Source organism: Halanaerobium saccharolyticum subsp. saccharolyticum DSM 6643, assembly GCF_000350165.1.
Classification (GTDB): Bacteria; Bacillota; Halanaerobiia; order Halanaerobiales; family Halanaerobiaceae; genus Halanaerobium; species Halanaerobium saccharolyticum.
Genome location: NZ_CAUI01000023.1, coordinates 222,312 through 238,229 on the forward strand (window position 1 = coordinate 222,312; position 15,918 = coordinate 238,229).

Here is a 15,918-nt window from a genome sequence, read left to right on the forward strand (position 1 = left end):
CTTGATAATTATAAAATTTTCACAATAATAAAGCTCCATCAAGCTAAAAAAGCTTTTGGAGCTCAATTATTTTCTATTTAAATTTTATTTTCATCTCTTTTAATTATAGCAGAATAAATACATTATTTAAAGTTAAATTAAAGTTGTTTCAGGCTATTTTTCGGTAATGATTTGATTAATATTTTTAATTAATAAATCTATATCTTCTTTTTCTACTACTAAAGGCGGTAAAAAACGTAAAGTATGTTCTTTAACTGCATTAACTAAAAATCCACGCTCAAAAAGCTGATTTGTAACTTTTTTGGCCGATAAACTCTCTCCAAGCTCTAAAGCCAGCATTAAGCCTATACCTCTTGTTTCAATTAAGTTATCATTTTCTGCCACCATCTTATCCAGCTTTAATCTTAGATAATTACCTTTTTCTTTTACAGAAGCTAAAAAATTATTTTCCAGCATAATATCCATTACTTCAGAGGCTGCTCTAGTTGCCAATGGGTTACCACCAAAAGTTGTTCCATGGTCACCTGCTTCAAAAGCTGCTGCAACCTCTTCTTTGGCCATGAAAGCCCCGATTGGAACTCCGCCACCTAAGGCTTTAGCAAGGGTAATTATATCTGCCTCAACTCCATAATTTTGATAAGCAAACAGCTCTCCTGTTCTCCCCATTCCACACTGAACTTCATCGAAGATTAAAAGGATATCATTTTGATCACAAAGTTTACGCACACCTTCTAAATATTTTTTTTCTGCAGGATAAATTCCGCCTTCTCCTTGAATTGGCTCTAACAATATAGCGCCTGTTCTATCTGTAACCGCTTCTTTTAAGGCTTCTAAATCATTAAAAGGTACTGTATAAAACCCTTCGGGAAGGGGCACAAAAGGCTCCTTATACTTATTCTGACCGGTTGCTGTTACAGTTGTCATTGTTCTCCCATGGAATGATTTATCTGCTGAAATAGTTTCAAATTTGTTACTTCCTTTTTTCTTAAAATATTTTCGGGCCAGCTTTAAAGCACCCTCATTGGCTTCTGAACCACTATTAGCAAAAAACACACGATCATAACAAGAATTCTTACATAATTTCTTTTCAAGCTCAGCCTGTGGTTCTATGTAATATAAGTTAGAACAGTGAATTATTTTATCAATTTGATCTTTAAGAGCTTCTTTAAAACGCTGATTACTGTATCCTAAAGCATTGACTCCAATTCCTGCTAAAAAATCACGGTATATTTTACCATCTTTGCTGTGTAATTTTATTCCTTCAGCCTTCTCAACATAAAGTGGATATCTACCACTGTAAACATTCATAAAATGTTTTTGATCCATTTCAACTATTTCTTCTATTTCCATCTTATCTCTACTCCCTTCTTAGATGTGGAAATCATTTTAAAATCAAATTTGAATTTCAAATTAATCTAGTCTTTAAGTATCATCGTCCCTACTCCCTGATCAGTAAAAATTTCTAATAAAAGTGGATGAGCCACCAGACCATTTAAAATATGAGTTCTAATAACCCCTCTTTCTACTGCCTGCATACAACCTTCAACCTTTGGCAGCATTCCTCCCTGGATTTTACCATCAGCAATCCATTCTTTAATTTCTTTAAATCTTAGTTGTGAGACCCTACTGCTGGCATCCTTAGCATCATAACGAATCCCATCAACATCAGTCAAATAAATTAGTTTTTCTGCCTTTAAAGATGCAGCCAACTCTCCTGCAACACTATCAGCATTAATGTTTAACGTTTCTCCCTGAGCATTAACTCCAACAGGTGCAATTACTGGAATATATCCATCTTCAATTAATTTTTCTACTAACTCAGGATTAATCTGTTCAACCTCTCCTACAAAACCTAAATCTTTTTTAGGATCATTAAAATTCTTCTTTTTTGCCGTAATTAAACCACCATCTTTGCCAGAAATACCAACTGCCTTAGCCTGCATTTTATTCATCAAAGCAACTATCTCTTTATTAATCTGAGCTGAAAGCACCATTTCCACAATTTCCATTGTTTCTTTATCTGTAACCCTAAGTCCATCAATAAAATTTGCTTTAATATTTAAGCGATTAAGTGTTTTGTTAATTGCTGGTCCCCCACCATGAACGACTACCGGGTTAATCCCTACATATTTAAGTAGTGTGATGTCTTCTATCAATTTTTCTTTTAGTTCATCATCAGCCATAATACTGCCGCCATATTTAATAACAAAAGTTTTACCAAAAAAGTCTTTAAAATAAGGTAAAGCTTCAATTAAAACATTTGCCTTTTCTATTAATTTTTCTATTTTAATCTCCTCCTTGCTGCTCTCTACTAACTCTAAAAATTAATAGCTTTTATTTTTAAGGGAATAAGGCTGTTGATTTAAGTCCTATATTTTCAGCAAAACCAAAAATTAGATTCATATTCTGTACAGCCTGTCCAGCTGCTCCTTTGAGCATGTTATCAATAACTGAAACAATAATGATTTTGTTTGTGCGCTGATCATATTTAAAACCAATCTGAGCAAAGTTTGATCCTGCAATATTTTTAATTTCTGGCAGTTTATCAGCAAGCACCTGTACAAATTCTTCCTGATTATATGCCTGTTGGTATATTTCTAAAATCTCTGCCGCTGAACTAGCCTCCTTTAAATCGAGATAAATAGTAGCTAAAATCCCTCTTTTAATTGGAACTAAATGAGGAGTAAATAACACCTCGACCCTGTTTTTTTCTTTTTCTAAATTACTACTATCAACTGTTACTTTAGAATCATAAATTTTATTTTCAGTATAAGAACCTTTTAAATACTGATTTAAAATATATTCAATTTCTGAACCATGGCGGTGAACACCAGGACTATAAGCTTTCATTGAATTATGAGTTTCAGTAAATAATAAATTTTCCTTTAAACTGCGCCCGGCACCACTAACTCCTGATTTAGCGTCAATAATAATCGAATAAGGATCTGCTTTTTTAAAGTTAATTAATGGTAATAAGGCAAGCAGTGATGCAGTTACATAACAACCTGGGTTAGCAACCAAATTTGCATTTTTTATTTTAGATCGATTTAACTCCACCAGTCCATAGACTGCTTCTTTAACTAGTTCAGGATGCCGATGTTCAAATCCATACCATTCTTCGTAAATATCTACATCTTGATAACGAAAATCACCACTTAAATCGATAATTTTTGGACCCTTACCATAAAGCTCAGCTACAATATCCTGTGAAACTCCATGTGGTAGGGCTGTAAAAATTAAATCACTTGCTTCAGCTTTAAAATCTTTCAGTGCAATTAATTTTTGATCATTCAATTTTGAACCTCTAAATTGAGGATAAATATCAATTAATAGCTGACCAGCACTACTTTTAGAAACCAAATCCTTAATTTCGACCTCTGGATGCTCATGTAAAAGACGCATCAATTCAACCCCAACATAACCAGTGGCACCAATTATTGAAACATTTATCATCTACTCACTCCTTCATACTTAACCTTCTATAAAAATTTATAAGTTTTAAATATATTAAATTATATCTTTTGCTTATTTTACCGCATTAAAGTATTTGAATCAAGTTATTTAACTAATTAAAAATAAATAAAGATTAATTTGATGTTAAATGATTAATATATTCTAAAACCGAAGTCCCTTATAATTATTTTAAATAGGAATGAAAAGGGGTGAGTTCATGAAAAAATTTAAACTTAAAAATGGAAATGAAATACCTGCTTTAGGATTGGGTACTTCTGGCTTAAGAGGAGACCAATGTACTGAGGTAGTCAAAAAAGCTCTCAAGCTCGGTTATCGTCATCTAGATACTGCTGATATGTATGGAAATCATCAGGCTATTGCTAAAGCCATAAATGAATCCGATGTTAAGCGTGATCAGCTTTTCATTACTTCTAAAATTCAGAGTGAAGATTTAGAAGCTGAGCAACTCAAAAAAACTGCAGACCGTCTTTTAACTGAATTAGATATCAAATATTTTGATTTACTATTAATTCACTGGCCCAGTCCCGAAGTACCAATTGAAGAATCTTTAAAAGCAATGAAAGACTTAAAAGAAGAGGGAAAAGCAATAAATATTGGAGTTAGCAACTTTACAATCCCACTTTTAAAAGAAGCTTTAGAATTTTACCCTGATTTAATTACTGTTAATCAGGTAGAATTTCATCCAACACTTTATCAAAAGGACCTTTTAGATTTTGCTTTTAAAAATGATATTATACTTACTGCTTATAGTCCATTAGCCCAGGGAGAAGTATTTGAAAATAGCGTCTTAAAGTCTCTCGGCGAAAAATATGATAAAACTCCAGCTCAACTGGCTTTGAGATGGCTGGTTGAAAAAAATATTGTAGCTATTCCAAAAGCAAGTTCTGAAGCTCATCTTAAAAATAATTTAGCAATATTTGACTGGGATTTCCCAATTGATGCAGCCAGAGAAATGGAACTTTTAGATCAAAATAATAGACTGATTGATCCAGGTTATCCAAATTTTGAATAAAATTTTAGCATACTCAAAAAGGTCTCCTTAAAATAGGAGACCTTTTTTAATGAGCTATAAGTTAAAACTCTGCTGTAATTTTTAGGTAAAGAGCAGTATTAGCTATATATTTTTCTCTTTAAATCTTCAAATAAACTATAAACCACCGGGACAAAGATTAAAAGTAACATGGTTGAAGAAAATAGACCTCCCATTACTACCTTAGCCAGTGGTGAATACTGTTCTGTACCAACTGCTAATTCTAGAGCAAGTGGTGTCATACCGGCGAGAGTAGAAAATGTTGTCATTAAAATTGGCCTAAATCTCAATCTGGCACCTTCTAAAATTGCTGCTTTAGTTTCCTTCCCTTCTTTTTCTGCTTCAATCACAAAATCAATTAAATGAATCGCATCATTAACAGCAATACCGGAAAGTAAAATTAAGCCCATCATAGCCGGCATAGAAAGATAAGTGTTTGTTAAAACTAAAGCTGCCACCACACCCACAAGCTCAAGTGGTAGAGAAATCATAATTGTTATTGGATGAATTAATGATTTAAACTGAGATACCAACAGCAGATAAATAAAGGCTATCGCAAAAACTAAGGCGGCAGCCAGTCTAGTTAGAGCATCATTCATATCATCCTGCTGACCTGTAATCTCAGCTGTATATCCACTTGGCAGTGGATACTGCCCAATTATAGATTGAATATCCTGATTAACCTTGCTTAAAGCCCTATCTTTACTAAATCCTAGAATATCAAGGTTATACTGCATATCTTCTCTACTAATTAAATTAGGCCCTTCACTAACTTTAATTTCTGCAACTTCTCTTAAAGGAATATTTCCAACTCCTGAACTGATTATTACTAAATTTTCTAAATCATTTTTATTAAACATCTGCTCATCTTTATATTTAACTAAGATATTCAGATCATCCTGACCGGCAAGATTAAATTCTTCTGTTGCATCCAGACCTTCAACTGAAGCTGAAATCTGCTGAGAAATTTCTTTAGTGCTTAAACCCAGCTCAGCTGCTCTTTCACGATTTATTTTAAGATGATATTCAGGGCTGTCAAGCGACCAACGCAGGTTAATATTAACTGCTCCCGGCACCTTTTTAACTTTTTCTGCCAGGCCTTCAGCAAAGTCATATAAGATTTCCGGGTCTTTTCCACTTAACCTGATTACTAGGGGGGCCTGAGTTGTGGACACGGATGTTGCTCCTGCCTCTTCTACTACATAGGCTTTAATACCCGGAACTTTAGCTATTTCACTTCTTAGTTCATCCTGTATTTCCCAAATTGATCGCTTGCGGCTGTTTCGATCCTCGTAGCTTAGAGACATAAAGGCCTGCTGAACTCCATTTGCACCTGTTGTTGCCTGAGTACTCGCTCCCGGCTCAAAACCAAGCTGAGTTGAATAAATTAATAATTCAGGTACATCTCTTACAATTTTTTCAACTTTTTTTGCTACTTCTTCAGTTTTAGCAAGTGATGATCCAGCCTCTGTTTCTATCGAAATATAACTCTGACCGCTATCCATAACTGGTGTCATCTCAGATCCAATTAAAGGAATCAAACTTAAGGTCACTATTAAAATCACCACAGCAGTTGTAATTACAATTGCTCTGTTATTTAAAGATTTTTCCAGCAGCTTAAGATAATATTCTCTAGAACTATCTAATAATTTAGTAAATAGAGCTACTATCTTTTTAAAGACTATAAATATTTTCAGAGATCTTTTATTCTCTTCCGCCTTTAAAACAAGTGATAGAACAAGTGGAACAATTGTAAAAGAACTGATAACCGAACCTGTCCAGGCAAATAACAGAGTCATCGAAAGTGGTCTAAACATCTGCTGCACAAAACCACCAATAAACATCACTGGTACTAGAACAATCATGGAAGTTGTAGTTCCAGCTATGACAGCCAGCATTATTTCATTTGTTCCCTCAACTGCTGCCTTAAAAGCTGATTTTCCCAAATTCTCAAAGTGGCGGGTTACATTTTCAATTACAACTATTGAATTATCAACCAGCATTCCAATTGAGAGAATAAGGCCGGTCATTGTAACAGTATTTAAGCTTAAATCAAAGGCCTTCATTAAAGCCAGGGTTAAGACAAAAGTTGTTGGGATAGAAATTGAAACTGCCAGTGTACTGCGCCAATTTTCTAAGAATAAAAAGATTACTATAATTGTTAAGATAATTCCAATAAAAAGTGTGCTTGCCATATTATTAATAGCCAGCTTAACAAATTCTGACTGATCTTCTGTGATCTTGAAATTCAAATCTTGATATTCATTTTCAAGCTCAGCTATAGTTTCTTTGGCATTATCAACTACCTGAACAGTATTTGCGTCCTGCTGTTTTAAAATATTTAAAGCTACAGTTTCTTGACCTTCAACTCTAAATTTACTCCTTACTTCAGCAAAACTATCTTTAACATCTGCTAAGTCCTTTAAATAAATTTTACCCTGGGAAGTTGAACTTATAATCAAATTTTTAATTTCTTCTAAATTTTCATATTCTCCTACTGTCCTCAGTAAATATTCCTGTTCATTTGTTGTTAATCTACCTCCAGGAAAGTTAATATTCTCCTGATCCAATCTTTTAGTTAACAGCGAAATTGGTATATTATAGGCTGCCAGAGCATCGCGATCAACATTTATCTGAATTTCTCTTTCCTTACCACCATAGACATCTACACTTGCTACTCCACTAACCAGCTGCAGTCTATTTTTTAGCTGATTATCTGCTAAAGTTCTCAGTTCTGTATCACTACGGGGTCCAGTTACTGCCAGGGTCAAGATAGGTCGGTCAGATTTTGAAAATTTCTGCACCTGAGGTTCTTCTATATCCTGCGGCAGTTCATTTCTGATTTTACTAACTATATTCTGGACATCTACTGCTGCAGTATTAATATCTTTATCATAGTCAAACTCAACACTAACTAAAGATACTCCCTCCATTGCATCAGAACTGATACTTTCGACCCCTTCTATACTTCCAAGTTCTTCTTCTAAGGGTTCATTTATCTGTTCAGCAATATCAGAAGCGCTTACTCCGCTATATTGAGTCTGAATACTGACTACAACCGGCTCTGTATCAGGATTTAGCTGAATATTTAAAGTTATAAGTGCTGCTAAACCCAGGAGTACAACTGCAAAAACTGCAGCGATTGTTGTATACTTTTTTTTAACTGCAAAATCTACTAGTGTCATAATTAATCATCTCCATTTTCCTGCTCAGATAAATAGACCTTAGTCTTATCCTGCAGATCATTGAGATTAGTCACTGCTATCTGATCCCCTTCAGAAAGAAAAGAGGTGACAACAGTCTGATAACCATTAGTGGCTGCTGTTTCAATTTTTTGTCTCACTGCTCTACCGTCTTTTATTAAATAAACATGGGGAGCTGCTTGATAGTTAAAAATTGCTTTTTCCGGAACAATCAAGACATCGGTTAGCCTTTCCGCTATTAAAGCCACAGAAACAAAGGCGCCATCTTTCAGATTAATTCTATCTGTTAGTTCTAAAGTTACTTCAGTAGTTCTACTTTTTGGGTCAGCGATTGAGCCGATCTCAGAAATCGCTGCCTCTACTTCTTTTTGTTCAAGCGCAGGAGAAGAAATTAAAGCTTTAGTGCCAACTTCTAATTTTCTGAGATCATTCATTCCAACCTGTACTTTTATTTCGACTCTGTCACTTTCTGCTATTTCAAAAAGAGGTTGACCTGCTGCTTTAACTTCTCCTACTTCTGCAAATTCATTGATAATTTCAGCACTAATTGGAGATCTAATTTCTGTATCCTTAAGTTTTAATTGAGCATTTTCGAGCTCATTTTTTACTTTTTTAAGCTTTTCTGCTGCAGCTTCAACATCCAAACCAGCAATTTCTACTGACTTTTCCGTGCTGCCTAGAGCAGCCTTTACCCTTTCAAGCTGAGCTGCAGCTTTTTGAAACTGAGTTTTAGTCTGCTCAAATTTAGCTTCTGCAATGGCATTTTTTTGAAAAAGTTTTTTATCCCGCTCATAATCACTCTGCCACTGAGAATAATTGCTCTCTGCTTCTTTTAAAGCTGCTTTACTCTCGGCTAAATTGTTTCTTGATATTTCTTTAGCTAATTTAGCTTTTTTTAAAGCAATTTCTGCTTCTCTAACAGCAGTTTCTGCCGAAGCGAAATTATTTTTTAGCTCCTGATCATCAATTTTAGCCAGAAGATCTCCTTTTTCTACTTTTTGACCTTCTTTAACATAAATATTTGTTATCTCTCCCCCGATTTGGGCAGAAATTTTTCTTTTACCTGCATATTCTGCAGTACCACTGTAGTTATATATTATTTCGAAATCATCTTTCTCAACTTTGGCTGTTTCCACTGCTGCTCCTAGATCCTTCTCTTCAGCTACCTGAGGCTCTCTATTTTTGAGCTGTCTGATAAAAATTAAAGCTCCTGCACCAATTACTATAATCAGCAGAATAGTTAATCCCATTTTAATTTTTTTATTCATTACTCTCTCCTCCCAGTATCCCGGCTTTAAAGCTTTTATATATATTTTCTACTGCAGCCAGAATTTCTGTTTTCTGCAGCTGAACCTCATATTTTGCTATAGTTAAATCTCTTTCAGCATCACTTAATAGTCTCTGAGCTGAAATCAGCTCACTTTCAATTACCGCACCTTTTTGATATCTACTTTTTGTGCTCTCATATTCTAACTCAGCTCTTTTAAAATTTTTAGCAGCTGTTTCAAGACTATTTTTAGTTAATTCTAGTTCTCTTAATAAGCTTAAAAGTTCAATTCTTATTTCTGACTCAAGATTTTCTAAGTTAATTTCACTTTCCTTGATTCCTGCTTCTGCAGTCTTAATTTCTGCTTTAGTTTGGCCACCATCGGAAAATTCATAGCTTAAAGCTGCTGTAACTTTCCATTCACTTTCATCCAGCAGCTGCAGCTCTTTTAAAGAAATATATTTCTCGTTCTGGTCTCTTGTATCTGCACTGCCGCTTAAATTAAATTGGTATTTACTGTTAAGAGAAGTCGTGATTTTGCCGTCCTCAAAAACATATTCTCCCCTCAGTGAAAAAACAGGATCATCTTCAGCTTTAAGATACTGAATATCTTTCTTTATTAGATCTGAATTCAACTGCTGAATCTGATAGTCAGTTCTATTTTGATAGGCCAGTTTTAAAAGATCATCTTTTTTAAACTGAAGATCAGCCTGAGCCTTAATTAAATTATTATCTTTTAAACTCTGCTGAGCTATATCTATACCTGTTACTAAGGCAAATTGATCTCTAGCTTTTATTCTATCATTTTCTATACTCTGCAATTTTTCTTTGTTTTTAGCTAAATTTATTTCCATTCTTAACAGTTTTGCCTTGGTTATTAAATTATCAGCAAATCTTTTTTCAGCATCCTGATAGACAGCCTCTGCTTCTTTTACCGCCTGCTTCTGGTTACTTACTAGCGATTCTATTTTCAAAAGATTATAATACTGTTTAATCACATTCTCTAAAACTTCTTCTCTTTTTTTATTAAATTCTAATTCTGCAATATAATATTTAAGCTCTGCCTTATCTAATTGAGCTTCTGTACCCGAAGATTCAGCTAGAAATTTACTGTACTCAATTGTTGTGAAAATATCTCCGTCATCTGTTAACTCCTCATCCTGCCAAGCAAGCTCTCCCTTCAATGTTGAATTCATTATTGTCTCAGCAGATTCTTTCTGCATTTCAGCTGCTTTTAATTTTTCTCTAGCCGCTTGGAGAGTATTATTATTTTTTAGAGCAGATTCCAAAACTGTATTTAAATCAATTTCTGCTGCCGAAACAGTCAAAGATAAAAAGAGGCTCAATACTAATAATAAACTAATCATAATTTTATTAGTTTTCATAATTTAGCGCCTCCTTAAAATCACCTGTGCTCAAGTATAATTCAGCCAGGCTGAGATAATAATCTATCTGAGCATGTGCATAATTTATTTCACTCTGATAAAGATCAACCTGAGTTTCCAAAAGCTCTGTTCCAGTGATGTAGTCTTCTTCAAAGTATAACTTTTTAACTCTTAGAGCTTCTTCAAAACTTGCTATTAATTTCTGATAACGCTCAATTTCTGCAATACTATCCTGATAATCAAGATATTTATCATTAACATCAAGTTTTATTTTATCTTTAATTAACTCCAGCTGATTTTCAGCATTTTCAAGTTCATTTTTCGCTTCTTTTTCATCTAAATCGGAGCTGTAATCCTTGGCAGCAAGACGATAGTTTATTTTCTGAAGTTCTTTATTTGCCTCTGCCTCTTTAATTTCAATTCTCTTCTTTAAAGCAGTTTTAAAAAGTTCTTTTAAGTTTTCTTCTAACTGCCAATTTTTTAATTTATCTTCTTTGAAATTTAGCTGCAGCTGATCTTCAAGTTCCATCTTTAAGTTCTGTTTTACTTTAAATTCAGCCCTCTTTTTATTATTAACAGCTGCTTTTAGGTTGCTGGCTGCAGTTTTTAATTCAACTTCTGCCTGCATTAAATCACTTTTAATTAAAATACCCTGTTCATATTTTTCTTCGATATTTTCTAGTTCCTTTTCTAAAATCTTTTGATACTTCTGATGAATAACTATAGAGTTTTTTGCTTTATAATAGTTAAAAAAATCGTTAATTAAATTTGTAGTTACCTGGTCTTTAGTAATTTCTAAGTTTCTTGCTGCTATTTCAAGCTCTGTTTTAGCTTTTTCTAAAAGAAGTGGTGAAGGACGTACTTCCTGTTCTGCTTTTTCTTTTACTAAAGCAATTTCTTTAGCTTCTAAATTCATCTCAGCTTTTTTAACTTCTTCATTTTTAGTTAGAGACTGTGCCAAATATCCCTGCAAATTCAAAGCTGATTCAGCAGCTGAAACAGTTACCGTAATTAATAGAACTGCTGATATTATAAAAAATATGGATAAAATCTTTTTGAGCATTTTAATCTCCTCCTGCAATGAATGAATATTCATTCAGATAATGTGAATAAGATACCAGCTGCTCTCACAGCCGGCTTTATCTACTTTATTGATTCTAATTAAAAATTCTTATTATAAAGATGGTGTTTTAACATTTAATACTTCAAATTTTTCGCCTTGATCAGCTTTTAATTCCATTTCAGTATTTGGAGCACAGGTCACAATTGTTCCTGCTTCGACTACACTTGCTTCGTCACCAATTCTTAAAGTTCCCTTACCTTCTTTAATGTAGAAAAATACATCTACAGGCACCTGATGAGCTGGAACGACATCACCTTCAGATAAAATAAGGTTCATAACCTGAGCATTATCATGTTTTAGTACTGCCTTAGCAATAACACCTCTTTTGTTTTTATTTCCTTCTAACTCACTTAATTTGATAATTTCCACAAAAATCATTCCTTTCATTTTGATAAATATTTTATTTACTATATTATAAATATCTAATATGAATGATTACTCATTCACTAGTTATAGTATAGTACTTTACTTTTTTTAATGCCGTGATACAGCTCACACAAATTTAAATTAAATAAAAATATCATTAATTCTGGCTAAAATAAAATCTGGTGCAGACTCTAAAAGCTCAATTTCCGGCTCAGTTAAAGCATATTCAATAATTCCCTGCATCGAACCAAAAAAATAGACAGCCATTAAATGAGTATTTATAGCTTTAATTTCTTCTCTTTTAACGCCAATATCAAAAATCATCTCCAACATATCGATCATAGAATTCATGTGTTCTTTTATTTTTCCACTTTCTTCTCCTCTAGAAAAATCTTTTTCGCGGACAAGAACTCGACCTAAATGTGGGTTTTTTGCTAAAAGAGAAAAATGTCTTGTTAAAAATTTATTTAAAAACTCTTTAATTTTTAAATTTTCTTTTTTTAGTTCTGACATATATTCCATTCTTCTCTGCATTTCATTTTTAAATATATATGATAATACTTCATCTTTGCTGGAAAAATAATTATAGATTGTGCCAACTGCAAGATTTGCTTCATCAGCTATATCCTGCATTCTAGTATTAAAAAAACCTTTTTTCGATATAACTTCAACTGCTGCCTTTTTTATTTTATTCCGATTATTTTGGGCCACTATAAATCAACTCCTTGAATGAATACTCATTCATATTATAGCAATATAAAGTATTATTGTCAAGTTTAATTTAACCTCCCCCAGCCAAAACTGGAGGAGGGCTATTTATCAGCTTAAAAATTCTGCCATATCTGCTTCAACTTCACCAATAGTAGTTAAGTCAAATTTATTTATAATTGTTTCTGCTACATTTTCTGACAAAAAGGCAGGTAATGTTGGCCCTAATTTAATTTTTTTGATTCCCAGACTGAGCAGTGCGAGAAATATAATCACTGCTTTCTGCTCATACCAGGCAATATTATAAGCTATTGGTAAGTCATTCACATCTTCTACTTCAAATATCTCTGCCAGTTTTTGAGCTATCATAATCAATGAATAGGAGTCATTACACTGACCGGCATCTAAGACACGTGGAATACCATCGATATCTCCTAAATCAAGTTTATTGTAGCGATATTTTGCACAGCCAGCTGTCAAAATCACAGTATCTTCCGGCAGTTTTTCTGCAAATTCAGTATAATATCTTCTTTCTTTAAAACGTCCATCACAGCCTGCCATCACAAAGAATTTTTTGATTTTTCCTTTTTCCACAGCCTCTACAATCTTGTCGGCTAACTCAACTACCTGATTATGAGCAAAACCACCAATAATCTTACCTGTTTCTATTTCTTCAGGTACCTGAGAATTCTTAGCTGCTTCGATAACAGGACTAAAATCTTTATATCCATTTTCATCAGCTTCAATATGCATTGATCCGGGATAACCAGTAGAATTAGTTGTAAATATTTTATTCTGATAGCTGGCAGCAGGCCAGGGTGGTACTATACAGTTGGTTGTAAATAAGATGGGTCCATGGAATGTCTCAAATTCTTCTCGCTGTCTCCACCAGGAATTACCATAATTTCCGATAAAGTGATCATATTTTTTGAAAGCTGGATAATAATTTGCTGGCAGCATCTCACTATGAGTATAGATATCTACACCACTATCTTTTGTCTGCTCTAAGAGCATTTCCATATCTTTTAAATCATGACCACTGATTAAAATTCCTGGTTTATCAGAAACTCCAATTTCTACCTCAGTTATCTCAGGATTTCCATAACTTTCTGTATTTGCCTGATCAAGTAAAGACATAGCTTTTAATCCATAGTCACCGGTTGTCATTGTAAGTTCAAATAGTTCATCTACACTAAGTGAATCATCAGTTAATTTCACCAGTGTATCTGCAATAAATTTAAAAATATCGGGATCTTGATAACCAAGATTATAAGCATGTTCAGTATAGGCTGCCATTCCTTTTAATCCATAAGTAATCATTTCTCGTAAAGAACGGATATCTTTATTTTTTGTTGCCAATACCCCAACCTTTTTAGCTTTTTGTTTTAACTCTTCATCATCAGCTGGTTTCCAAATTGCAGCATCATCAATATCACTGCTGAATACAGCCCCAGCTCTTTCTGCTTTTTTACGAATATCTTTTCTAATTGCTAATGCTTTTCCAATTTTATTCATAAATGATTGATTATCAAAGTTTGCATTGCTGATAGTTGAGAATAAAGAATCAACTATAAAATAATCTGCTTTTTCTGTATCGACTCCTCTTTCTTTGGCCTGTTTTAAATAAATTGCTATACCTTTAAGTAAATAAATTAATAGATCCTGAAGATTAGCAGTGCTTTCTTCTTTTCCACAGACTCCTTTTGCAACACAGCCTGTTCCACCTCCTGCTTCCTGACACTGAAAACAGAACATAGGCATCTGTCTAATTTCATTGACATCCAATCTTTTCGGGACATTATCTTCATCGCGATTTTTTACCTGATCAGTAGGAATATTTAGTTCTCGACTTAAGATTTCTTTAATTCTGCTTTCACAGAAATTAGCCTGGCATTCACCTGTTTTAGCCCTGGTGCGTCTTTTAACTGCATCTGTTGTCTTAATTGGAATTGAACGGCTTAATGCATCTAAAATTTCAGCTTCAGTTACATTTTCACAGCGACAGATAATGTTTTTATCTGGATTTTCATGATCTATTTCACCACTAAAATCCTCTCCTTTTTCTCTGGCAATTGCTGATCGGTTGGGATTGAAATCTGATTTAGCTTTTAATTCTAATCCGCTTTTTTCTAAAATATTTATGATTTTTTTCGCAATTGCTGGTGATGATGTTAGTCCTGGAGAGTCGATACCTGCAGCCTGAATAAATCCTTTAACACTGCTTTCTTCAATTATAAAATCTCCTCTGGTGCTCTTAGGTCTTAAGCCAGCAAAGGTTCTGAGCATCTTATCTGTGTCAAAATCGGGAATTGATTTTCTGGACTGCTCTATAATATAATGAAATTCTTTTAAAGTTGTTCCTACATCCTCTTTTTTATCTATTTCTTCTGCATTTGGACCAATCATAAAATTCCCATGAGTTGTTGTAGTAGCGACAACCCCTTTTGTTTTCGGATTTGGTGCCTGAAAAATTACTGTATTAACTAAATGACCCTGTTCTTTACTAAAGACAACATATTCGCCCCGCATTGGATAAATCTCAAAATCTGCTGCATCAACCATGGCAGCGATTTTATCTGCATAAATACCAGCAGCATTAACAATATATCTAGTCTCAAATTTTTCTTTTTCTGTTTCGATTTTGAAATATTCTTTCTTTTTTTCGATATTTAATACTTCAGATTCTAACTTTAACTCTACTCCATTATCAACTGCATTTTCCGCTAAAGCTATTGTCATCTCAAATGGTGAAGTTACACCAATACTTTTACAATAAAAAGCTGCCTGTGCTTCGTCACTAACATGTGGTTCAATTTCTTTAATTTGATCACCATAGATTATTTCAATGTCAGCTTCTGACTGACCAACTTTTAAAGCATTTTCATATAATTTTTCTAAGGTTTTTTCATCTTCATCATCAAAGGCGAGTACAACTCCACCAGTTTTTTTATAACCAAAATGTAATTTGTCATTCAAATCCTGATAAAGCTCATTTCCTTTTATGCATAGTTCTCCTTTTAAGGTCCCTACCTTGCCAACATAACCACCATGGACAATACCTGTGTTTGCCTTTGATGCACCTGTGGAAACATCTGATTCCTTTTCAACTAAAGCCACCTTAAGATCATACTTTGAAAGCTCTCTAGCAATTGCTGAACCAACTACTCCAGCCCCTATAATACTGACATCATACATAAAATTAACCTCCTTTAATCCTGAGTAAGTTAATTATATTAAAAATTCTGACATTTAACCGTGATAGATATCACACATTATATTTTATCTAAAAAAATAACTCCTGCTTTTAAACAGGAGTTATAAATTATGCAATTAATTTTAAAAATTTCATAAAAACAGCAATT

Annotated in this window: 11 protein-coding genes and 1 pseudogene; 1 reads left to right on the forward strand and 11 read right to left on the reverse strand. The window is 33.6% G+C overall.

Features of this window, described 5'->3' with window-relative positions:
• Positions 1-153: 153 nt before the first annotated feature.
• From HSACCH_RS11185 to argC, 3 genes are all read right to left on the reverse strand, one after another.
• Positions 154-1,350, reverse strand: coding sequence for an aspartate aminotransferase family protein (locus tag HSACCH_RS11185; RefSeq protein WP_005489914.1), 1,197 nt, complete (start codon positions 1,348-1,350; stop codon positions 154-156).
• Positions 1,351-1,415: 65 nt separating this feature from the next.
• Complete coding sequence (gene argB, locus HSACCH_RS11190; RefSeq protein WP_084815760.1) at positions 1,416-2,285, reverse strand: acetylglutamate kinase; 870 nt, start codon at positions 2,283-2,285, stop codon at positions 1,416-1,418.
• 55 nt (positions 2,286-2,340) lie between these two features.
• Positions 2,341-3,453 (reverse strand): N-acetyl-gamma-glutamyl-phosphate reductase, encoded by a 1,113-nt coding sequence (gene argC, locus HSACCH_RS11195; protein ID WP_005489916.1) that lies wholly within the window; start codon positions 3,451-3,453, stop codon positions 2,341-2,343.
• A gap of 217 nt (positions 3,454-3,670) precedes the next feature.
• Here argC and HSACCH_RS11200 point away from each other — a divergent pair, with 217 nt between their 5' ends.
• A complete protein-coding gene (locus HSACCH_RS11200; RefSeq protein WP_005489917.1) occupies positions 3,671-4,486 on the forward strand; it encodes an aldo/keto reductase in 816 nt (271 codons plus the stop codon).
• Between the two features lie 98 nt (positions 4,487-4,584).
• On the opposite strand, the gene HSACCH_RS11205 is transcribed toward HSACCH_RS11200, so the two are convergent.
• From HSACCH_RS11205 to HSACCH_RS14320, 8 genes and pseudogenes are all read right to left on the reverse strand, one after another.
• Positions 4,585-7,689, reverse strand: coding sequence for an efflux RND transporter permease subunit (locus HSACCH_RS11205; RefSeq protein WP_005489918.1), 3,105 nt, complete (start codon positions 7,687-7,689; stop codon positions 4,585-4,587).
• 2 nt (positions 7,690-7,691) lie between these two features.
• The gene (locus tag HSACCH_RS11210) at positions 7,692-8,975 is read right to left on the reverse strand and encodes an efflux RND transporter periplasmic adaptor subunit (RefSeq protein WP_005489919.1); all 1,284 of its coding nucleotides are present in this window, start codon (positions 8,973-8,975) and stop codon (positions 7,692-7,694) included.
• Positions 8,968-10,359 (reverse strand): TolC family protein, encoded by a 1,392-nt coding sequence (locus HSACCH_RS11215; RefSeq protein ID WP_005489920.1) that lies wholly within the window; start codon positions 10,357-10,359, stop codon positions 8,968-8,970. The genes HSACCH_RS11210 and HSACCH_RS11215 overlap by 8 nt, the downstream gene beginning before the upstream one ends.
• Positions 10,349-11,422: a TolC family protein gene (locus HSACCH_RS11220; protein WP_005489921.1), complete on the reverse strand. Its 1,074-nt coding sequence runs from the start codon at positions 11,420-11,422 to the stop codon at positions 10,349-10,351. Before HSACCH_RS11220 ends, HSACCH_RS11215 begins: the two co-directional genes overlap by 11 nt.
• Positions 11,423-11,533: 111 nt before the next feature.
• Positions 11,534-11,851, reverse strand: a complete 318-nt coding sequence (locus tag HSACCH_RS11225; RefSeq protein WP_040477482.1) for a cupin domain-containing protein — start codon at positions 11,849-11,851, stop codon at positions 11,534-11,536.
• Between the two features lie 138 nt (positions 11,852-11,989).
• Positions 11,990-12,559 carry a TetR/AcrR family transcriptional regulator gene (locus HSACCH_RS11230; RefSeq protein ID WP_005489925.1) on the reverse strand — a complete coding sequence of 190 codons (570 nt, stop codon included), beginning with the start codon at positions 12,557-12,559 and terminating at the stop codon, positions 11,990-11,992.
• 108 nt (positions 12,560-12,667) lie between these two features.
• Positions 12,668-14,317, reverse strand: coding sequence for a hydroxylamine reductase (hcp, locus tag HSACCH_RS14315; protein ID WP_040477553.1), 1,650 nt, complete (start codon positions 14,315-14,317; stop codon positions 12,668-12,670).
• 99 nt (positions 14,318-14,416) lie between these two features.
• Positions 14,417-15,751: pseudogene (locus HSACCH_RS14320) on the reverse strand (FAD-dependent oxidoreductase); the annotation flags it as partial.
• Positions 15,752-15,918 lie beyond the last annotated feature (167 nt).